Source organism: Pseudomonas sp. GW821-FHT07F01 (assembly GCF_059418825.1).
The window spans coordinates 396,305-414,455 of the sequence record NZ_JBWKQO010000003.1 but is presented as its reverse complement, the minus strand read 5'-3'; the positions used below and the strand labels follow the sequence as shown (position 1 = coordinate 414,455).

19 protein-coding genes and 1 other RNA gene are annotated in these 18,151 nt (G+C 63.2%); 9 read left to right on the top strand and 11 right to left on the bottom strand.

Annotation, left to right across the window (positions count from 1 at the left end; genetic code table 11):
* Nucleotides 1-9: 9 nt before the first annotated feature.
* Genes AC07R1_RS12480 through AC07R1_RS12465 form a run of 4 tightly spaced genes read right to left on the bottom strand, consistent with a single transcriptional unit; the run spans nucleotide 10 to nucleotide 3,587 of the window.
* Entirely contained in the window at nucleotides 10-495 is a 486-nt protein-coding gene (locus AC07R1_RS12480; RefSeq protein WP_410036760.1) for a DUF4442 domain-containing protein, read from the bottom strand.
* Nucleotides 488-1,675, bottom strand: coding sequence for a 2-octaprenyl-6-methoxyphenyl hydroxylase (ubiH, locus tag AC07R1_RS12475; protein WP_495110568.1), 1,188 nt, complete (start codon nucleotides 1,673-1,675; stop codon nucleotides 488-490). The genes AC07R1_RS12480 and ubiH overlap by 8 nt, the downstream gene beginning before the upstream one ends.
* Complete coding sequence (pepP, locus tag AC07R1_RS12470) at nucleotides 1,672-3,006, bottom strand: Xaa-Pro aminopeptidase (RefSeq protein WP_011064142.1); 1,335 nt, start codon at nucleotides 3,004-3,006, stop codon at nucleotides 1,672-1,674. Before pepP ends, ubiH begins: the two co-directional genes overlap by 4 nt.
* A 23-nt stretch (nucleotides 3,007-3,029) precedes the next feature.
* On the bottom strand, nucleotides 3,030-3,587 hold the full coding sequence (locus AC07R1_RS12465) for a YecA/YgfB family protein (RefSeq protein WP_011064143.1): 558 nt from the start codon (nucleotides 3,585-3,587) through the stop codon (nucleotides 3,030-3,032).
* 235 nt (nucleotides 3,588-3,822) lie between these two features.
* On the opposite strand from AC07R1_RS12465, the gene AC07R1_RS12460 reads away from it, so the two are divergent.
* The 4 genes from AC07R1_RS12460 to AC07R1_RS12445 all read left to right on the top strand — a co-directional run bounded on the left by AC07R1_RS12460 (nucleotide 3,823) and on the right by AC07R1_RS12445 (nucleotide 5,250).
* Complete coding sequence (locus tag AC07R1_RS12460; protein WP_011064144.1) at nucleotides 3,823-4,032, top strand: TIGR02449 family protein; 210 nt, start codon at nucleotides 3,823-3,825, stop codon at nucleotides 4,030-4,032.
* A complete protein-coding gene (locus AC07R1_RS12455; RefSeq protein ID WP_011064145.1) occupies nucleotides 4,029-4,352 on the top strand; it encodes a cell division protein ZapA in 324 nt (107 codons plus the stop codon). The genes AC07R1_RS12460 and AC07R1_RS12455 overlap by 4 nt, the downstream gene beginning before the upstream one ends.
* A gap of 23 nt (nucleotides 4,353-4,375) precedes the next feature.
* Nucleotides 4,376-4,554: non-coding RNA, 6S RNA (gene ssrS, locus AC07R1_RS12450), on the top strand.
* A 90-nt stretch (nucleotides 4,555-4,644) separates the two neighbouring features.
* The gene (locus tag AC07R1_RS12445) at nucleotides 4,645-5,250 is read left to right on the top strand and encodes a 5-formyltetrahydrofolate cyclo-ligase (RefSeq protein ID WP_011064146.1); all 606 of its coding nucleotides are present in this window, start codon (nucleotides 4,645-4,647) and stop codon (nucleotides 5,248-5,250) included.
* Nucleotides 5,251-5,283: 33 nt separating this feature from the next.
* Here AC07R1_RS12445 and AC07R1_RS12440 read toward each other — a convergent pair whose 3' ends face one another.
* Nucleotides 5,284-5,433, bottom strand: a complete 150-nt coding sequence (locus tag AC07R1_RS12440) for a hypothetical protein (protein ID WP_015637431.1) — start codon at nucleotides 5,431-5,433, stop codon at nucleotides 5,284-5,286.
* A 196-nt stretch (nucleotides 5,434-5,629) separates the two neighbouring features.
* Here AC07R1_RS12440 and AC07R1_RS12435 point away from each other — a divergent pair, with 196 nt between their 5' ends.
* The 4 genes from AC07R1_RS12435 (at nucleotide 5,630) to AC07R1_RS12420 (ending at nucleotide 11,074) form a co-directional block, all read left to right on the top strand.
* Nucleotides 5,630-6,079, top strand: a complete 450-nt coding sequence (locus AC07R1_RS12435; protein WP_015637432.1) for an EVE domain-containing protein — start codon at nucleotides 5,630-5,632, stop codon at nucleotides 6,077-6,079.
* A gap of 188 nt (nucleotides 6,080-6,267) precedes the next feature.
* On the top strand, nucleotides 6,268-7,233 hold the full coding sequence (locus tag AC07R1_RS12430) for an HlyD family secretion protein (RefSeq protein ID WP_015637433.1): 966 nt from the start codon (nucleotides 6,268-6,270) through the stop codon (nucleotides 7,231-7,233).
* Nucleotides 7,230-9,956, top strand: a complete 2,727-nt coding sequence (rbbA, locus tag AC07R1_RS12425) for a ribosome-associated ATPase/putative transporter RbbA (RefSeq protein ID WP_265577641.1) — start codon at nucleotides 7,230-7,232, stop codon at nucleotides 9,954-9,956. The genes AC07R1_RS12430 and rbbA overlap by 4 nt, the downstream gene beginning before the upstream one ends.
* Nucleotides 9,956-11,074, top strand: coding sequence for an ABC transporter permease (locus tag AC07R1_RS12420; protein ID WP_015637435.1), 1,119 nt, complete (start codon nucleotides 9,956-9,958; stop codon nucleotides 11,072-11,074). Before rbbA ends, AC07R1_RS12420 begins: the two co-directional genes overlap by 1 nt.
* A gap of 91 nt (nucleotides 11,075-11,165) precedes the next feature.
* Here AC07R1_RS12420 and AC07R1_RS12415 read toward each other — a convergent pair whose 3' ends face one another.
* Nucleotides 11,166-11,573 carry a flagellar basal body-associated protein FliL gene (locus tag AC07R1_RS12415; RefSeq protein ID WP_011064151.1) on the bottom strand — a complete coding sequence of 136 codons (408 nt, stop codon included), beginning with the start codon at nucleotides 11,571-11,573 and terminating at the stop codon, nucleotides 11,166-11,168.
* 158 nt (nucleotides 11,574-11,731) lie between these two features.
* Here AC07R1_RS12415 and AC07R1_RS12410 point away from each other — a divergent pair, with 158 nt between their 5' ends.
* Nucleotides 11,732-12,709 carry an NADPH:quinone oxidoreductase family protein gene (locus AC07R1_RS12410; protein WP_495110567.1) on the top strand — a complete coding sequence of 326 codons (978 nt, stop codon included), beginning with the start codon at nucleotides 11,732-11,734 and terminating at the stop codon, nucleotides 12,707-12,709.
* Between the two features lie 16 nt (nucleotides 12,710-12,725).
* Here the strand turns inward: AC07R1_RS12410 and AC07R1_RS12405 are convergent, their stop codons facing one another.
* The 5 genes from AC07R1_RS12405 to trxA all read right to left on the bottom strand — a co-directional run bounded on the left by AC07R1_RS12405 (nucleotide 12,726) and on the right by trxA (nucleotide 17,987).
* The gene (locus AC07R1_RS12405) at nucleotides 12,726-13,376 is read right to left on the bottom strand and encodes a gamma-glutamylcyclotransferase (RefSeq protein WP_404673693.1); all 651 of its coding nucleotides are present in this window, start codon (nucleotides 13,374-13,376) and stop codon (nucleotides 12,726-12,728) included.
* A 214-nt stretch (nucleotides 13,377-13,590) separates the two neighbouring features.
* Nucleotides 13,591-14,559, bottom strand: a complete 969-nt coding sequence (locus AC07R1_RS12400) for a CDP-6-deoxy-delta-3,4-glucoseen reductase (RefSeq protein ID WP_011064154.1) — start codon at nucleotides 14,557-14,559, stop codon at nucleotides 13,591-13,593.
* Nucleotides 14,559-16,025 (bottom strand): 4-hydroxy-3-polyprenylbenzoate decarboxylase, encoded by a 1,467-nt coding sequence (gene ubiD, locus AC07R1_RS12395; protein ID WP_011064155.1) that lies wholly within the window; start codon nucleotides 16,023-16,025, stop codon nucleotides 14,559-14,561. The genes AC07R1_RS12400 and ubiD overlap by 1 nt, the downstream gene beginning before the upstream one ends.
* A 125-nt stretch (nucleotides 16,026-16,150) precedes the next feature.
* Entirely contained in the window at nucleotides 16,151-17,410 is a 1,260-nt protein-coding gene (gene rho / locus AC07R1_RS12390) for a transcription termination factor Rho (RefSeq protein WP_011064156.1), read from the bottom strand.
* 247 nt (nucleotides 17,411-17,657) lie between these two features.
* Nucleotides 17,658-17,987: a thioredoxin TrxA gene (trxA, locus tag AC07R1_RS12385; protein WP_003206727.1), complete on the bottom strand. Its 330-nt coding sequence runs from the start codon at nucleotides 17,985-17,987 to the stop codon at nucleotides 17,658-17,660.
* Nucleotides 17,988-18,151: the final 164 nt, after the last annotated feature.

Genomic DNA, 18,151 nt, shown 5'->3' with positions numbered 1-18,151 from the left:
TTCCATGCTTTAGGCCTGTCTCACTGGCGGCTTGAGCCGCACATAAAGGGTTTTATCGACCCGCGCCACCAGGGTGCCGGAGCCGTCATGAATCTCTACCTGCCACTGCGGCAGGTACTTCTCGCCCGTTGCGGTCTGCTGGCGAACATCGTCGAGCAGCGCCTGGTCGATACTGAGCCGGGCAAACACCGGCCCTCTGCCCGGGGCGATGAAATCGATGGTCGCGGCCTTGTCCCAGACGATGTAGCCGGGACCCAGGTTCTCCATCAGCATCAGCATGAAGAACGGGTCCACCATGGAATACAGGCTGCCGCCGAACTGGGTGCCGACATAGTTGCGGTTGTACAAGCCCAGGCCCATGCAGACCTGGACGTCACGGAAATCCGCACTGATGTGCCGAACCCGCACGCCAGCCCCGAGGTAGGGCGGGTACAGGTTCAACACCCAGCGCAACAGGCGGGCCTTGCCGAACCGCCGGGTCAGCCAGTCACGCATCCGGGCGAGTGCCCAGGCCCATGGCCTGGCGAGCGAACCAGCGTTTGGCCGGTGGCAGCAGGTCCAGGCCGAGCAAGCCCAGGTTGCGCCCCACGGACAGCAGCGGCAGTTTGCTGCCGAACAGCCGGGTGACCTGATCGGAGAAGCCCACGGTCAGGTTCTGGTCCAGGCGCTGACGTTCGCAGTAGGCCTGCAGCACGGCAAAATCCCCCGGCAGTGCTTCGCTGGCCAACAACGCGTCCGCCAGGGCCTGGGCATCGCGCAGTGACAGGTTGAAGCCCTGGCCGGCGATCGGATGCAGGCTGTGGGCCGCATTGCCCAGCACCACCAAGTGGGGGCGCACCTGTTCCTCGGCTTCCACCAGGGACAGCGGGTAGAGGTGGCGGGCGCCGACTTGTTTCAGGGTTCCCAGGCGGTAGCCGAACACGCCCTGCAATTCACTGAGGAAGCTGCGCTCGTCCAGGTCGGCCAGACGCTGTGCATCCATGCCCTGGCGGGTCCAGATCAGTGCACAGCGATTATCCGGCAGCGGCAGCAAGGCCATTGGGCCATCGTCGGTGAAGCGCTCGAAGGCCATGCCGTTGTGGGCTTCGCTGGGGGTGATGTTGGCAATCAGCGCACTCTGGTTATAGGGGCGGTTCTTGACCCCGATGCCCAGTTGTTCGCGCAGGCCGGAGCGGCCGCCGTCGGCCAGCACGGCGAGATCGCATTCCAGGGTGGTTTCGTCGTTCAGGGTCAGGCGATAGCCGCCTGCCAGGGGCTCCAGACGGGTGACTTCGGCCGGGCAGCGCCAGCTGATCACGTCCTTGTCCAGCCCTTGCCACAGGCATTGGCCGAGCCAGGCGTTTTCCACCACATAGCCCAGGGCCGGCACCCCTTCTTCCATGGCCGACAGGCGCGCGGTGGAGAACCGCCCACGGTCGGACACGTGAATCTGCTTGATCGGCTCGGCACGCCGGGAGATCGTCTGCCACAGCCCCAGCCGCTGGTAGATCTGCCGGGCACCAAAGGACAGGGCCGAGGAGCGGGCGTCGTAGCTGGGCTGGAAACTGTCGCCCGGGGCGAAGGGCTCGATCAGCACGATCTTCCAGCCCCGGGCCTTGGCCCCGGCCTGCAGCGCCAGGGCCAGGCTCGCGCCTACCAGACCGCCACCGATGATGGCCAGATTGACCCGGCTCATGACGCCTGGGTCCGCGCAGCGGCCATCAAGGCCTCGATCTCGGCCACGCTCTTGGGCACGCCACCTGTCAGAATTTCACAGCCCTGCTTGGTCACTACCACGTCGTCCTCGATGCGCACGCCGATGCCGCGCCACTTCTTCGCTACCTGCTGGTTGTCCGGGGATATGTAGATGCCCGGCTCCACGGTCAGCGCCATGCCAACCTCCAACACCCGCCACTCGCCGCCGACCCGGTACTCGCCGACGTCGTGTACATCCATGCCCAGCCAGTGTCCGGCACGGTGCATGTAGAACGTCTTGTAGGCCTCGCTGGCAATCAGCTGGTCCACATCGCCTTCCAGCAGGCCCAGTTGCACCAGGCCGGCGGTGATCACCTGGACCGTCGCCTCATGAGCCTGGTTCCAGTGCTTGTTCGGGGCGATCTGGGCAAACGCCGCTTCCTGGGAAGCCAGCACCAGTTCGTAGATCGCCTTCTGCTCCGGCGAAAACTTGCCGTTGACCGGCCAGGTGCGGGTGATATCGCTGGCATAGCAGTCGATCTCGCAACCGGCGTCGATCAGCACCAGGTCACCGTCCCTGAGCACGGCGTCATTCTGTTGGTAATGCAGGATGCAGCTGTTGCGGCCCGCCGCGACGATCGAGCCATAGGCCGGCATCTTCGCCCCGCCCTTGCGGAATTCGTAATCCAGCTCGGCTTCCAGGCTGAACTCATGCAACCCGGGACGGCTGGCCTGCATTGCGCGGATATGGGCCTGGGCGGAAATCCGTGCGGCCTCGCGCATCACCTTCACTTCTGCCGCCGATTTATACAGGCGCATGTCGTGCAGCAGATGATCCAGGGCAACGAATTCGTTCGGCGGCTGGGCGCCGAGGTGCGCTTTAGAGCGGATCACGTTGATCCAGTCCATCAGGTGACGGTCGAATTCGGGGTTGCTGCCCATGGCCGAGTAAACCCGGTCGCGGCCTTCGATCAGGCCCGGCAGGATGTCGTCGATATCGGTGATGGGAAATGCGTCATCGGCACCGTAGTCGCGAATCGCGCCCTCCTGGCCGGCCCGCAATCCGTCCCAGAGTTCGCGCTCCGGGTTGCGCTCGCGACAGAACAGCACGTACTCGCCGTGCTCCCGGCCGGGGATCAGCACGATCACCGCCTGGGGCTCGGGAAACCCGCTGAGGTACTGGAAATCGCTGTCCTGGCGGTAGACGTGCTCCACATCGCGATTGCGAATGGCCACGGCCGCCGCCGGCAGGATCGCGATGCTGTTGGGCTCCATCTGCGCCATGAGCGCCTTGCGGCGACGGCTGTATTCCGCTTTCGGGATATGAATCATGGGCGGACGCAGTTCCCTGTCAGTCAGTGCAGAGAAGGCTTGGCAGCCGGCGCAACGGTCTTGTTGGTCTCGGTGAATAGCAGCAGAGGCGCAACCCGCAGGTACTCCATCACTTCCATGTAGTCGCTTTCACCGTCATCGGATTCCTCCAGCGCGTCCTGGACCTGAGCAATGGCTGCAAGGTCCTGCAACACTTCCGTGGCCTCGACGCTCAGGGCACTGCTGTCGCGGGAGTTGAGGCCGAAACCGGCGAGGAAGCCCTGGCACCACTGGCCCAGGGCAGCGGCACGCTCGGCCAGGGGTGCGTCGTCGCTGGGCAGCAGCAGGACCACGGTCATGTCATCGCTGGTGAGCTCGCCCTTGACCATCTCCTGCAGGCCGATCAAGGCGCTGCGCACGTTGTCTTGCGGCTCGCCTTCGAGCAGTTCGGCGGCGTCCACCAGCCAGCCGTCGACTTCGAAGCCGGCGCCGGCGCAGCTGCGACCCAGCAACAGGCCGTGCAGCTCGGCAGGAGAAACAGGATGACCGCTGCTGCTGAGCAGGGTGGCGAAGGCGTTGTACGGGGAATTCTGAATGGGCATGGGCAGCTAGGCGCCAAGCGGCGCAATGTCTAGAATGAAGGCCTTGTATCGTAGGGCGTGTCATCATTCATTGCCAGCGCCGCGTTGTGCTTTGCGCCCCGTTACAGTGGCCCGCAGGGCCTCGGGCGACAGACAGATTGCCGACCGGACAACGCCAGATGCGCCACGACTGCTCAGGCCATTGAGGCGCTGCCCAGCCAGTTGCCACTCATCAGACCAACTTCAGTGGGACACAATGGAAGACACCGACCTGCACGCACTGATGGCCAGACTCGAACTGCTTATTACCCGGGTCGAGCAACTAAAGAGTCAAAACGCACTCTTATTAGCTCAGGAAAAGACCTGGCGCGAGGAACGCGCGCACCTCATTGAAAAAAACGAAATCGCCCGGCGTAAGGTCGAATCGATGATTTCGCGCCTCAAGGCCCTGGAGCAAGACTCATGAGTTCAAGCAATAGCGTTACCGTGCAGATCCTCGACAAAGAGTATTCGATCATCTGCCCCCAGGAAGAGCGCAGCAATCTGGTGAGCGCCGCCCGTTACCTGGACGGCAAGATGCGCGAGATCCGCAGCAGCGGCAAAGTCATCGGCGCCGATCGCATCGCGGTCATGGCCGCCCTGAACATCACCCACGACCTGCTGCACCGCCAGGAGCGTCCGGATGTGCAGGCCAGCGCCACCACCCGGGAACAGGTGAGGGATCTGCTGGAGCGTGTTGACCTGGTTCTGGCCACCGATTCGGACACAAGCAAAGCTGATTCCTGACAGCGGTTGCGGTATACTCCCGCCACTCCCTGGGGTGCTTGCCAGTTGGCGATGTCCCTGAGCCGATTCGCACTACCCTGGAAGTTGCACGTTGGGCTGGTGTGCATGTCCGCTAGACGGAAAGCCTTAAAGCCTGCTGCATCTTCCGCCTTGAACTTTCGGGTTCAAGGGCTAAGTCGACAGCGGTTCGCCTGGGGAGCCTGAATTGTCAGCCAATGCCAGTTATCCATGCTGGCATTGGTTTTTCCGGGTAGGCTGTTCTGCCAAATCCGACCTTCTCATAGCCTCTTTCATGACCGAACCTGCGCCGCTTTCCCGCCCGCAACTTCGCCGCATGCTGCGCAAGGCCCGTCGCGCCCTGAGCCCTGCCGAGCAACGCCAGGCAGCCCTTGGCCTGTACCGCCAACTGGCCCAGGACCCGGTGTTTCGTCGGGCACGGCACCTGTCCCTGTATCTGCCCACCGACGGTGAAATCGACCCGCGCCTGCTGCTGCGTGCCGCCCAGCGCCGGGGCAAGGCCACCTACCTGCCGGTGCTCAGCGCCTGGCCCCGGACCAAGATGGTTTTCCAGCGCGTCCTCCCGGGAGAAACGCTGCGGCCCAATCGTTTTCGCATTCTCGAGCCCCGGGTCAATTGCGCGCGGCAACGCAAGGTCTGGGCCCTGGATCTGGTGCTGCTGCCCCTGGTTGGCTTTGATGAAGAAGGTGGACGCCTGGGGATGGGTGGCGGCTTTTATGACCGCAGCCTGGCCTACCTTGCGCGGCGCCAGAACTGGCGCAAGCCGAAGCTGCTGGGGCTGGCCCATGAATGTCAGAAAGTCGGAAAGCTGGACCAGGCCAGTTGGGATGTACCCTTGCACGGTACGGTGACGGATCGGGGATGGTACTTCGCTCGATAGGTGCCGCGTTCGATCAGCGGCACCCGAGCGGGTTCAGCGCTTGAAAGGCTGCGGCTGCTGTTGTGCGATTTCGATGGGAGCATCGGTCTTGCTGGCCCATAAGCTCTGCGCATAACCGGTGGTCACAACGCCCAAACCGAACAAAATAACCAAAATCCATAGTAAATCCGGTTGGCGTTTCATCGATTGCCCCCCCTCAGGCAAATCACACACGCTCCAAGCATGGTTTCCATAACAGGCCATGCAGCAGCGTCAAGCTTAAAATCCCGGCATTCTGCGATAACGTGAACCGACACGCAAATGCTGACGTCAACCGACCGTCGGTTTGTCATAAAATTGCCCGACAACCTGCCCAATCACCCTTTGGAGGGTAAGAAAGATGGCCTATTGGCTGATGAAATCCGAGCCCGACGAACTCTCGATCCAGGGTTTGCAGCAACTCGGCCAAGCCCGTTGGGACGGGGTGCGCAATTACCAGGCGCGCAACTTCCTGCGCGCCATGGCGGTAGGCGACGAGTTCTTCTTCTACCACTCCAGCTGCCCGGAACCGGGTATCGCCGGCATCGGCCGGATCATCAAGGCCGCCTACCCGGACCCCACCGCCCTGGAGCCGGACAGCGTCTACTTCGACCCCAAATCCAGTGCCGAAAAGAATGCCTGGAGCGCCATCGACGTGGCCCATGTGGAAACCTTCACCAAGGTGCTGCGCCTGGATTACCTCAAGCAGCAGGCAGCTCTCGCCGAAATGCCTCTGGTGCACAAAGGCAGCCGCCTGTCGGTCATGCCGGTCACCGCCGAACAATGGGCTGCCGTACTCGCCCTGCGCTGACCACCCAGCCCCCCTGGCGCCGGGAGTCGGATCTGTCCACGGCGCCAGCCCGAACGTTTTTTTGCCCCGATCATCATGCAGCCTGCAAACAATAGGTTTAGGCTTGGCCCTTTCATTTGACGGGCATCAAGCCGTAGAAAGCCTTGAGCCGTCAGACTTGGACGCTATTGCCGCAGGACGCAGAACACATGTCGACGAACCACCGTTCCTCCCGCCTTTTTGCTGTTTCCCTGTTGATTCTGTTACTCGCCGCCGGTGCTTTCGGCTACTGGAAATCCCTCCAGGATCGCCTGCCCGAAGGCCTGAGCATGGGCAACGGCCGGCTCGAAGCCACCGAAGTGCAGATCGCCAGCAAGATTCCCGGGCGCCTGGCGGAAGTGCGGGTCAACGAAGGCGACAAGGTGCTTCAAGGCCAGTTGCTGGCACGCATGGACACCCGCACCCTGGAAGCCCAGCGCAATCAGGCCGAGGCCGAAGTGCTGCGCGCCCGAGAGAACCTGTCCGCGGCCGAAGCCAATGTGCAGTTGCGCCAGAGCGAACTGCTGCTGGCCAATCAGGAACTCAGGCGCTCTCAGGAGCTGTTCAAGCGCGGCTTCGCCAGCCAGCAGATCATCGACCAGCAGCAGGCCCGCCTGAACACCGGCAACGCAGCAGTCCTGGCGGCCCAGGCCCAGGTCGCAGCGGTGAAGGCCGCCATCGGCGCCGCCCAGGCCCAGGTTGCCCAGCTCACCAGCGAAATCGACGACAGCAGCCTGCGGGCGCCCATCGACGGCATCATCCAACTGCGCCTGGCCGAACCTGGCGAAGTGCTGGGCGCCGGCGGCCGTGTGCTGCTGCTGATCGACCCCAATGACCAGTACATGAACCTCTACCTGCCGGCTTCGGTCACCGGCCGCCTGACCGTTGGCGACGAGTCGCGGATCCTCCTCGACGCCCTGCCCAACCAGCCCCTGCCGGCGAAGATCAGCTTCGTCGCGGCCAAGTCCCAATTCACCCCCAAAGAGGTGGAAACCCGGGACGAGCGCCAGAAGCTGGTGTTCCGGGTCAAGGTGCGCCTGACTCAACCCGCCGCCGTGCCCCAGGCCAAACCGGGCATGCCCGGCGCCGGTTATGTGCGCACCGCCCCCGTGGACTGGCCGGCCAACCTGCAATGAGCGCCCTGGCGCTGCAAGCGAACGGCATCAGCCATCGCTACGGTTCACAGCAGGCCCTGAGCGACATCAGTTTCAACCTGCCAGCGGGCACCCGCTGCGGCTTGATCGGCCCGGACGGCGCCGGCAAGTCGAGCCTTCTGGGGCTGATCGCCGGGGTCAAGAAACTTCAGCAGGGCGAGCTCGACGTGCTCGGCGGACCGATCTCGCAACGGCGCCACCGCAGCAGCCTCTATCCGCGCATCGCCTTCATGCCCCAGGGCCTGGGGGGCAACCTGTATCCCGAGCTGTCCATCAGCGAGAACATCCGCTTCTTCGCCACCCTGTTCGGCCTGCCCAAGGATGAATGCGAACAGCGCATGCACAGCCTGTTGCTGGCCACCGACCTGCTGCGCTTCGCCGAACGCCCGGCGGGCAAGCTGTCCGGCGGGATGAAGCAGAAGCTTGGCCTGTGCTGTGCGCTGATCCACGAACCGGACCTGCTGATCCTCGACGAGCCCACCACCGGGGTCGACCCCCTGTCGCGCCGGCGTTTCTGGGAATTGGTCGAAGACGTACGCCGGCAACGCCCGCAACTGACCCTGCTGGTGGCAACCGCCTACATGGAGGAGGCCGAACAGTTCGAGCACTGCCTGATGCTCGACCAGGGCAAGTTGATCGCCCAGGGCCTGAGCCAGGAGCTGGCGCAGATCACCGCCAGCGGCAAGCTGGACGACGCCTTCACCCATTTCCAGGGCGACAGCGGTCATGACAACCAGCCCCTGGTGATTCCGCCGCGTTCCGGCGACAACCAGGACATCGCCATCGAGGCCCATGAGCTGACCCTGCGCTTCGGCGACTTCACCGCGGTCAACAAGGTCAGCTTCGCCATCGGCCGCGGGGAGATCTTCGGTTTCCTCGGTTCCAACGGCTGCGGCAAGACCACCACCATGAAGGTCCTCACCGGGCTGATGCCCGCCAGCGAGGGCAGCGCCAAGCTGTTGGGCAACCCGGTGGACGCCAAGGACCTGGCCACCCGCAAGCGGGTCGGTTTCATGTCCCAGAGCTTTTCCCTGTATGGCGAGCTCAGCGTGCGCCAGAACCTGGAACTGCACGCCCGCCTGTTCGACCTGCCGAAAGCCGAAAGCGGCCCGCGCATCGAGGAACTGATCCAGCGCTTCGACCTCGGGGCGATTGCCGAGCAGCAGTCCGGCGCCTTGCCTCTGGGCCTGCGCCAGCGCCTGTCGCTGGCAGTGGCAGTGCTGCACCGCCCGGAAGTGCTGATCCTCGACGAGCCCACTTCCGGGGTCGACCCGGCGGCCCGAGACGACTTCTGGCGCCTGCTGATCGAGCTGTCCCGGGAACAGGGAGTGACCATCTTCCTGTCCACCCACTTCATGAACGAGGCCCAGCGCTGCGACCGCATTTCGCTGATGCACGCCGGCAAGGTGCTGGCCTGCGACACCCCGGCGGCGCTGCAGCAACAGTTTGCCGGCGACACCCTGGAGGCCGCCTTCGTCCGCTGCCTGGAAGAGGCCCAGGGCACGCCGGACACACCTGCGCCATCACCGGAGGCGGCTACCCCCACCGCTGCCGGCACCCTAGCCGCCCCGCGTTCGGGCCTGAGCCTGGCGCGCCTGCTGGCGGTGGCCAGCCGCGAGGGCAAGGAACTGCTGCGGGACAAAGTGCGCCTGGGCTTCGCCCTGCTGGGGGCGATCTTCATGATGGTGATCTTCGGCTATGGCATTTCCCTGGACGTGGAGAAACTGGCCTTCGCCGTCTACGACCAAGATCAGACGCCACAGAGCCGTGCCTACCTGGAAGCCTTCCGCAGCTCACGCTACTTCGAGGAGAAACCGACCATCCGCAGCTCCGCCGAACTGCATCGGCGCCTGCAACGCTCGGAGATCAAGCTGGCCCTGGAGATTCCTCCCGGCTTTGGCCGTGACCTCTATGCCGGACGCCAGCCCGCGGTGGCGGCCTGGCTGGATGGCGGCATGCCGTTTCGTGCGGAAACCAGCCGCAACTATGTCGAGGCCGTGCACCAGGCCAACCTCGAGCTGCTGGCGGAACAAAGCAGCCCGGCCCTCAGCACCAGGCCGGCGGCCAAGCTGGAAACGCGCTTTCGCTACAACCAGGACGTGGTCAGCGTGAATGCCATCGGCCCCGGGGTCATGGCGCTGATCCTGGCGTTCATTCCGGCGATGCTCACGGCCCTGGGCATCGTCCGCGAAAAGGAGCTGGGCTCGATCACCAACTTCTACGCCACGCCCCTGACCCGCCTGGAGTTCCTCCTTGGCAAACAGGCGCCCTACCTGGCCGTCAGTCTGATCAACCTGGCCCTGCTGGTGGCCATGAACCGCTGGCTGTTCGGCGTGCCCTTCAAGGGCAGCGGCCTGACCCTGACCCTGGGCGGCGTGCTCTATGTGCTGGCCACCACCAGCATGGGGCTGCTGATCTCGGCATTCACCCGCACTCAGATCGCAGCGATTCTGGGCACCATGATCATCACCAGCCTGCCCACCATCCAGTTTTCCGGGCTGATCGTGCCGCGCTCGTCCCTGGAAGGCTCGGCGGCGGTCATGGGCCAGCTGTTTCCCGCCGGTTACTTCCTCGACATCGCCGTCGGCACCTTCACCAAGGCCCTGGACCTGCGCGAACTCTGGCCCCAGTGCCTGGCCCTGGTGGGCTTTTTCCTTGGTTTCACCGGGCTCAGCCTGGTCATGCTGAAAAAGCAGGAGGTCTGATGAATCGTCTCGCCCATATCCTGCGCCTGGGCTTGAAGGAGCTCACCAGCCTGCGCCACGACAGCGTGCTGCTGCTGTTCTTGATGTATGCCTTCACCGTGGCCATCTACCTGCCCGCCGCCGGCTCGGTGATCGGCGTGCACAACGCCAGCGTGGCCCTGGTGGACGAAGATCACAGCGCCCTCTCCCGGCAACTGGCCGAAGCGCTGCAACCCCCCGAGTTCCAGGCTCCGGTGCCGCTGCCCTATGACCAGCTGGACTCGGTGATGGACAGCGGCCAGTACACCTTTGTGATCAATGTCCCGGCCAACTTCCAGAGCGACTTGCTGGCCGGGCGCCAGCCTGCGGTACAGGTCAACGTCGATGCCACCGCCATGAGCCAGGCCTTCATGGGCGCCGGCTACATCGGCCGGATCTTCCAGCGCGAGCTGCTCACCTACGCCAACCAGGCGGACGCCACCAGCAAGGCCCCGGCACTGCTGACCACCCGCGCCCTGTTCAATACCAACCTGGAGGGCGGCTGGTTCCTGGCGGTGATCCAGATCGTCAACAACATCACCATCCTGGCCATCGTGCTCACCGGCACCGCGCTGCTGCGCGAACGCGAGCACGGCACTCTCGATCACCTGCTGGTGCTGCCGCTGACAGCGCTGGAGATCATGCTGGCCAAGGTCTGGAGCAACATGCTGGTGGTGGTGCTGTGCACCTGGGTATCGCTGGAGGTGATAGTCAAAGGTGTGCTGGGGGTGCCGCTGGCGGGGTCCATGGCGCTGTTCCTGATGGTCACCGCGCTCTATCTGTTCGCCAGTACCGCCCTGGGGATCTTCCTCGCCACCCTGGCCCGCTCGACCCCGCAGTTCGGCCTGCTGGCGATTCCGGTGATCATCCCGATGCTGCTGCTGTCCGGCGGCAGTACGCCGCTGGACAGCATGCCGCAGTGGCTGCAGTGGGTGATGCAGGGTTCGCCGTCGACGCACTTTGTCAGCCTCAGCGCGGCGATCCTGTTCCGCGATGCGGGAGTCAGTGTGGTCTGGCCCGACCTGCTGGCCCTGGCGACCATCGGCCTGGTGTTCTTCGCCATCGCCCTGGCGCGCTTTCGCAAGAGCCTGGCTTCATGACCCACACCGCGTAGGAGCCGGTTTGCCGGCGAAGGGCCGCAGGGACGCCTTCGCTGGCAAGCCAGCTCCTACGCCTGTAGCGGGGGCAGGCTTACTGAATGATCAGGTTGTTGAACAGCAGGTCTTCCACCACCGGCTTGCCGGTTTCGTCGTTCATGACTTGCTGCACCTGCTTGAGGGCTTCCTGGCGCAGCTTTTCCTTGGCTTCGACGTTATTCATGGTGTCGCTGGTCTGCTGGGCGAACAGCGCCACCAACTGGTTGCGGATCAGCGGCTCGTTGGCCTTGACCGCCTGGGCCGAGGCGTCGCCGGTTACTCGCAGGGCCACGTCGGCCTTGTAGACCTTGAGTTTAGGGCCGCCGTCCAGGCCGTAGTTGCCCACGAAGGGTGGGTTCAGGCTGATGTAGCTGACTTTCGGTGCTTCACCTTCTTTGGCCTCTTCGGCCATCGCTGCCATGGGCAGGGAGAGGGCCAGCAGCAACATGATCCACGCTTTCACAATTCGCTCCTTAATCCGGTTTGCGGCCTAGCATAAAGGCCCGCCCGCCTGAGCCCAAGCACAAGCTTATGGCTGGTCATCAGGACCGGGCATGCTCGTTGACCGCCTGATTCACACTCCTACACTTATCGGCCACCACTCCCAAAGGAATAGCCCTGATGAAAGCCGTGCTGTGCAAAGCCTTCGGCCCTGCCGAAATGCTGGTGCTGGAAGAGGTCGCAAGCCCCGTGCCGAAGAAGAACGAGATCCTGCTGGAAGTGCATGCCGCAGGCGTCAACTTCCCGGACACCCTGATCATCGAGGGCAAGTACCAGTTCAAGCCGCCATTCCCCTTCTCCCCGGGGGGCGAAGCGGCCGGCGTGGTCAGCGCAGTGGGTGAGAAGGTCGGCCACCTCAAGGCCGGTGACCGGGTCATGGCCCTGACCGGCTGGGGCAGCTTCGCCGAGCAGGTGGCCGTCCCCGGTTACAACGTGCTGCCGATTCCCGCCGCCATGGACTTCAATACAGCCGCCGCCTTCAGCATGACCTACGGCACCTCGATGCACGCCCTCAAGCAGCGCGGCAACCTGCAGCCCGGTGAAACCTTGCTGGTGCTTGGTGCCTCGGGCGGGGTCGGGCTGGCCGCCGTGGAAATCGGCAAGGCCATGGGCGCCCGGGTGATTGCCGCTGCCAGCAGCGCGGAAAAGCTCGCCGTGGCCAAGGCCGCCGGTGCCGACGAGCTGATCAACTACAGCGAAAGCAGCCTGAAGGACGAGATCAAGCGCCTGACCGGCGGCAATGGCGCGGATGTGATCTACGACCCGGTGGGCGGCGACCTGTTCGACCAGGCCATCCGCTCCATCGCCTGGAACGGCCGGCTGCTGGTGGTGGGGTTCGCCAGCGGGCGCATCCCCGAGCTACCGGTGAACCTGGCCCTGCTCAAGGGTGCAGCGGTGGTGGGTGTGTTCTGGGGCTCCTTCGCCCAGCGCCAGCCCCAGGACAACGCGGCGAACTTCCAGCAACTGTTCGGCTGGTTCGCCGAGGGCAAGCTCAAGCCGCTGGTCTCCCAGGTCTATCCGCTGACGGAGGCTGCGCGAGCCATCGATGATCTCGGCCAGCGCAGAGCGGTGGGCAAGGTCGTGGTGCAGGTGCGCTAAGACCGGCTACAGGGCCTCAATGGGCGTCCGCCCGCTTGCAGCGCTTGAGCCGCGCCTCCAGGTTGCGATCCGGCATGGCGTGGCTGCGCAGGGCCTGGACCGTCTGTTCGACATAATCGCGGGTGGTGCCATACCGCCCGCAAGCGCTTTCGAACACCTGGTTCAGCACATCGTCCGGCAGATTGCCGGCATAGCTGGGCAGGTGCCGCTCCAGCACAAAGCCCAGGGCCTGAACCTGGCTGCCATCCTCAAGGCGGCAGTTGAGCCAGTGCGGGCGATAGGAGGGATAAGGCATTTCACGCTGCCACAGGGCGTACAGCGAGGCGTCCAGATGCTCTTCCGGCAGCCGATAGGCGAAGCCGCTGCAGGAGCCGCCACGATCCAGGCCGAACACCAGCCCCGGCAGCTCCGGCGTGCCGCGATGCTCGTGGGACCACAGGTACAGCCCGCGATGATAACCATGCACTCTGCCCCGCTTGCGTTCGACCGCCGAGCATTCCGGCCGCCAGATCAGTGAACCGTAGGCGAACAGCCACACCGGCCCACCCTTGTGCCGGGCCATGGTGGATTGCATGGAACTGCGAAGTTGGTCGTGCGTCAGCTGCGGGCCCAGATCGAGCCGTGGAGGGTAAGCCAGATTCAGATAACTGGATTCAAGGGCTGTCATGGCGAATAGCGTTCGGCTCCCCGCGTAAAAGAAGTTACTTAATAGAACGCTTGGCAGTAACTGCAAGACACATGAGTTTCAAGGCAAGTTAAGTGCCACTAAGCAGTGGCACTTAAGTTGGAGGCTTATATATAACCTACCGGCATTTATTTAATTAGATAAATACCGATAGGCTATATACGGAGTTATAACGCGCCGCGCAGGCCCGATGCAGTCAGGGCCGCGGGGCGTAGGCAAACACGTCGGCGCGCATTTGGTGGGCATCCATCCCGGCACTCACCAGCGCATCCAGGGTGGCGTAGATCATCGCCGGCGAGCCGCTGGCGTAAACGTGTACCGCCGACAGGTCGGTAATGTCCTCGCACACCGCTTCATGCAGCATGCCGCAGCGCCCCTCCCAGCCACACAGGTCGCTGACCACTTTGTGCAGGTAGAGGTTGGGCAGTTGCTGCCACTCGTCCCAGTGTTCCAGCTGGTAGAAATCTTCCGGCCGGCGCACGCCCCAGTACAGGTGCACCGGATGCTTGAAGCCGGCGGCCCGACAATGCTCGATCAGGCTGTGCATCTGCGCCATGCCGGTACCGGCGGCGATCAGCACCAGCGGCCCATCCGGCAACTCGGCCAGGTGGGTGTCGCCAAAAGGCAACTGCACCCGAGCCATGCGGTTGCGCTGCAGTTGCTCCATCAGGCTTTGCGCACTGTTCTCGCGCACCAGCACATGCAGTTCCAGATCTCGCCCGCTGTGAGGCGCCGATGCCAGGGAAAAGGCCGACTTCTCACCGTTGTCCCGCTCCAGCATCAGGTACTGCCCGGCGTGATAGCGCGGCGGCTTGCCGGCCGGTGCCCGCAGCCTGACCCGCCAGACATCGCCGCCGACCTCCAGGCATTCAGTAAGCTGACACGACAGGCTGCGCACCGGCAATTCTCCCAGCGCAAGGACGCCATCCCACAGCACGATGCAGTCTTCCAGCGGCTCTGCAATGCAAGTGTAGAACTCGCCGTGATCACGCACGTCGCCAGCTTGCTGCACGCTGCCCTCCACCAGCAGCGCCGCACAGACATGACAGTTGCCATTGCGGCAGCTCTGCGGGCATTCATAGCCCAGGCGCCGCGCCGCATCGAGAATCCGCTCGCCGGGCAGCGTCTCAAGCACGGCTCCGGAGGGCTGCAAGGTTACACGCATCAATCTATTCCTAACTGATTCCAGATGGCATCGATCCGGCGGGTGACCGCCTCATCCTTGACGATGACCCGGCCCCACTCTCGGGTGGTTTCTCCAGGCCACTTGTGAGTCGCATCGAGCCCCATCTTCGAACCCAGGCCAGACACCGGCGAGGCGAAGTCGAGGTAGTCGATCGGGGTGTTGTCGATCATCACCGTGTCGCGCTTGGGGTCCATGCGCGTGGTGATGGCCCAGATCACATCGTTCCAGTCCCGGGCATTGATATCGTCGTCGGTGACGATAACGAACTTGGTGTACATGAACTGTCGCAAAAACGACCAGACACCCAGCATGACCCGCTTGGCGTGGCCCGGGTACTGCTTCTTCATGGTCACCACCGCCATGCGGTAGGAACAGCCTTCGGGCGGCAGGTAGAAGTCGGTGATTTCCGGAAACTGCTTCTGCAGGATCGGCACGAAGACTTCGTTCAGCGCGACGCCGAGGATCGCCGGCTCATCGGGCGGCCGGCCGGTGTAGGTGCTGTGGTAGATCGGCTTGATGCGGTGGGTGATGCGCTCCACGGTGAACACCGGGAAGCTGTCGACCTCGTTGTAGTAGCCGGTGTGGTCGCCGTACGGGCCTTCATCGGCCATCTCGCCGGGATGGATCACCCCTTCAAGGATGATTTCAGCCGTGGCCGGAACCTGCAGGTCGTTACCGCGGCACTTCACCAGCTCAGTGCGGTTGCCCCGCAGCAGGCCGGCAAAGGCGTATTCGGAAAGGCTGTCCGGCACCGGGGTCACGGCGCCGAGAATGGTCGCCGGGTCCGCGCCCAGCGCCACCGACACCGGGAACGGCTGGCCCGGGTGCTTCTCGCACCACTCGCGGTAATCCAGCGCGCCGCCGCGGTGGCTCAGCCAGCGCATGATCACCTTGTTGCGGCCGATCACCTGCTGACGATAGATACCCAGGTTCTGCCGGTCCTTGTTCGGGCCCTTGGTCACGGTCAGGCCCCAAGTGATCAGCGGGCCGACATCGCCCGGCCAGCAGGTCTGCACCGGCAGCATGCCAAGGTCGACGTCGTCGCCTTCGATCACCACTTCCTGGCACACCGCATCCTTGACCACCTTGGGCGCCATGGAAATGATCTTGCGGAAGATCGGCAGCTTGGACCAGGCGTCCTTGAGCCCCTTGGGCGGCTCCGGCTCCTTGAGGAACGCCAGCAGCTTGCCGATCTCGCGCAGTTCGCTGACCGCCTCGGCGCCCATGCCCAGGGCCACGCGCTCGGGGGTGCCGAACAGGTTGCCGAGCACGGGGATGTCATAACCGGTGGGGTTTTCAAACAGCAGGGCCGGGCCTTTGGCACGCAAGGTGCGATCGCAGACCTCGGTCATTTCCAGCACTGGGGACACCGGAACCTGGATGCGCTTGAGTTCCGAGCGCTGTTCCAGGCCGCTGATAAAGTCGCGCAAGTCGCGATACTGCATGCGTGAGCCTCGTTTTCGCCGTGGCATTCGGGGCAGGCAGTTTAGCGCCGAACCCACAGGTTCAGAATAGAGAATGTCAGATAGCAAAAAGCCGGGTTTCCCCGGCTCTTGCTGGCCTGATCGATTTACTTGCGTTTCATCGACAGGAAGAACTCATCGTTGGTCTTGGTCTGTTTCAACTTGTCGACCAGGAATTCGATGGCAGCGACTTCATCCATGGGATGCAGCAGCTTGCGCAGGATCCACATGCGCTGCAGCTCGTCGTCGGCGGTCAGCAACTCTTCGCGGCGGGTGCCGGAACGGTTGATGTTGATGGCCGGGAAGACGCGCTTTTCAGCGATCTTGCGGTCCAGGGGCAGTTCCATGTTGCCGGTGCCCTTGAACTCTTCGTAGATCACTTCATCCATCTTCGAGCCGGTTTCAACCAGCGCGGTGGCGATGATGGTCAGCGAGCCGCCTTCCTCGATGTTCCGCGCGGCGCCGAAGAAACGCTTCGGTTTCTCCAGGGCGTGGGCATCGACACCACCGGTCAGGACCTTGCCGGAGCTCGGAATCACGGTGTTGTAGGCACGGGCCAGACGGGTGATGGAGTCCAGCAGGATCACCACGTCCTTCTTGTGTTCGACCAGGCGCTTGGCCTTCTCGATCACCATCTCGGCCACTTGCACGTGGCGGGTTGGCGGCTCGTCGAAGGTGGAGGCGACCACTTCGCCGCGCACAGTGCGCTGCATTTCGGTCACTTCTTCCGGACGCTCGTCGATCAGCAGCACGATCAGATGAACTTCAGGGTTGTTGCGCGTGATGTTCGACGCGATGTTCTGCAGCATGATGGTCTTGCCCGCCTTTGGCGGAGCAACGATCAGACCACGCTGGCCTTTACCGATCGGGGCGCACAGATCGATCACACGACCGGTCAGGTCTTCGGTGGAACCGTTGCCGGCTTCCATCTTCATGCGCACGGTCGGGAACAGCGGCGTCAGGTTTTCGAACAGAATCTTGTTCTTGGCGTTCTCTGGGCGGTCGTAGTTGATGGTATCGACCTTGAGCAGCGCGAAGTAACGCTCGCCTTCCTTGGGAGGGCGGATCTTGCCAACGATGGTGTCACCGGTGCGCAAGTTGAAGCGACGGATCTGGCTTGGCGAGACGTAGATATCGTCCGGGCCAGCGAGATAGGAGGCGTCAGCAGAGCGAAGGAAGCCGAAGCCGTCCTGGAGGATCTCCAGCACGCCATCACCGGAGATTTCCTCACCGCTTTTCGCGTGCTTTTTCAGCAGGGAGAAAATCACGTCCTGCTTGCGCGAACGGGCCATATTTTCTATGCCCATCTGTTCGGCCAATTCGAGCAGTTCGGTAATCGGCTTTTGCTTGAGTTCAGTCAGATTCATATAGGAATGACGTAATCATTTATAGAGGGGGGAAATTAAGCTTTTGGCTTAATGAGGCCGCGCCGCAGAGAAGGCGACAGGATCGCGTACTAATTCGAAAAGGAGAGCGTCGGCGACGGCTTGCAGGGGGCAATGGAGAAACCAGTGCGGGGCCGAATGTAACACCTGAGTTTCGGAGCGTCTAGCCCTCAATTACGAAAAAGCCCCGCATTTTGCGGGGCTTTTCCAGGGCACTGAAAATCGACGCTTAGATGTTGGCGTCGAGGAAGGCAGCCAGTTGCGACTTCGACAGTGCGCCAACCTTGGTAGCTTCGACGTTGCCGTTCTTGAACAGCATCAGGGTCGGGATACCACGCACGCCATGCTTGGCCGGGGTTTCCTGGTTCTCGTCGATGTTCAGCTTGGCAACGGTCAGCTTGCCCTTGTAGGTTTCAGCAATTTCGTCCAGAACCGGAGCGATCATTTTGCATGGGCCACACCACTCGGCCCAGTAGTCGACCAGTACAGCGCCTTCGGCTTTGAGTACGTCGGCCTCGAAGCTGGCGTCGCTGACGTGTTTGATAAGATCGCTGCTCATGGAATTCTCCAGGTTGTAAGCAAAAAAACGTGGCCCATCATATCTGCCCTTCCCGCGTTCAGGAAGCCGGAGATGATTGACTCTAACTATGGTGCCCCACGAGTTTGGGTATAGCTCAGCTGGGGACGTTGCGCGGGTTGCACAGGCCATTCGGCAACCCCGGC

What these genes read in the sequence shown, in the direction of transcription:
- AC07R1_RS12480 (WP_410036760.1), bottom strand. Translation starts at nt 495, where the DNA reads ATGCGTGACTGGCTGACCCGGCGGTTCGGCAAGGCCCGCCTGTTGCGC.
- ubiH (WP_495110568.1), bottom strand. Translation starts at nt 1,675, where the DNA reads ATGAGCCGGGTCAATCTGGCCATCATCGGTGGCGGTCTGGTAGGCGCG.
- pepP (WP_011064142.1), bottom strand. Translation starts at nt 3,006, where the DNA reads ATGATTCATATCCCGAAAGCGGAATACAGCCGTCGCCGCAAGGCGCTC.
- AC07R1_RS12465 (WP_011064143.1), bottom strand. Translation starts at nt 3,587, where the DNA reads ATGCCCATTCAGAATTCCCCGTACAACGCCTTCGCCACCCTGCTCAGC.
- AC07R1_RS12460 (WP_011064144.1), top strand. Translation starts at nt 3,823, where the DNA reads ATGGAAGACACCGACCTGCACGCACTGATGGCCAGACTCGAACTGCTT.
- AC07R1_RS12455 (WP_011064145.1), top strand. Translation starts at nt 4,029, where the DNA reads ATGAGTTCAAGCAATAGCGTTACCGTGCAGATCCTCGACAAAGAGTAT.
- AC07R1_RS12445 (WP_011064146.1), top strand. Translation starts at nt 4,645, where the DNA reads ATGACCGAACCTGCGCCGCTTTCCCGCCCGCAACTTCGCCGCATGCTG.
- AC07R1_RS12440 (WP_015637431.1), bottom strand. Translation starts at nt 5,433, where the DNA reads ATGAAACGCCAACCGGATTTACTATGGATTTTGGTTATTTTGTTCGGT.
- AC07R1_RS12435 (WP_015637432.1), top strand. Translation starts at nt 5,630, where the DNA reads ATGGCCTATTGGCTGATGAAATCCGAGCCCGACGAACTCTCGATCCAG.
- AC07R1_RS12430 (WP_015637433.1), top strand. Translation starts at nt 6,268, where the DNA reads ATGTCGACGAACCACCGTTCCTCCCGCCTTTTTGCTGTTTCCCTGTTG.
- rbbA (WP_265577641.1), top strand. Translation starts at nt 7,230, where the DNA reads ATGAGCGCCCTGGCGCTGCAAGCGAACGGCATCAGCCATCGCTACGGT.
- AC07R1_RS12420 (WP_015637435.1), top strand. Translation starts at nt 9,956, where the DNA reads ATGAATCGTCTCGCCCATATCCTGCGCCTGGGCTTGAAGGAGCTCACC.
- AC07R1_RS12410 (WP_495110567.1), top strand. Translation starts at nt 11,732, where the DNA reads ATGAAAGCCGTGCTGTGCAAAGCCTTCGGCCCTGCCGAAATGCTGGTG.
- AC07R1_RS12405 (WP_404673693.1), bottom strand. Translation starts at nt 13,376, where the DNA reads ATGACAGCCCTTGAATCCAGTTATCTGAATCTGGCTTACCCTCCACGG.
- AC07R1_RS12400 (WP_011064154.1), bottom strand. Translation starts at nt 14,559, where the DNA reads ATGCGTGTAACCTTGCAGCCCTCCGGAGCCGTGCTTGAGACGCTGCCC.
- ubiD (WP_011064155.1), bottom strand. Translation starts at nt 16,025, where the DNA reads ATGCAGTATCGCGACTTGCGCGACTTTATCAGCGGCCTGGAACAGCGC.
- rho (WP_011064156.1), bottom strand. Translation starts at nt 17,410, where the DNA reads ATGAATCTGACTGAACTCAAGCAAAAGCCGATTACCGAACTGCTCGAA.
- trxA (WP_003206727.1), bottom strand. Translation starts at nt 17,987, where the DNA reads ATGAGCAGCGATCTTATCAAACACGTCAGCGACGCCAGCTTCGAGGCC.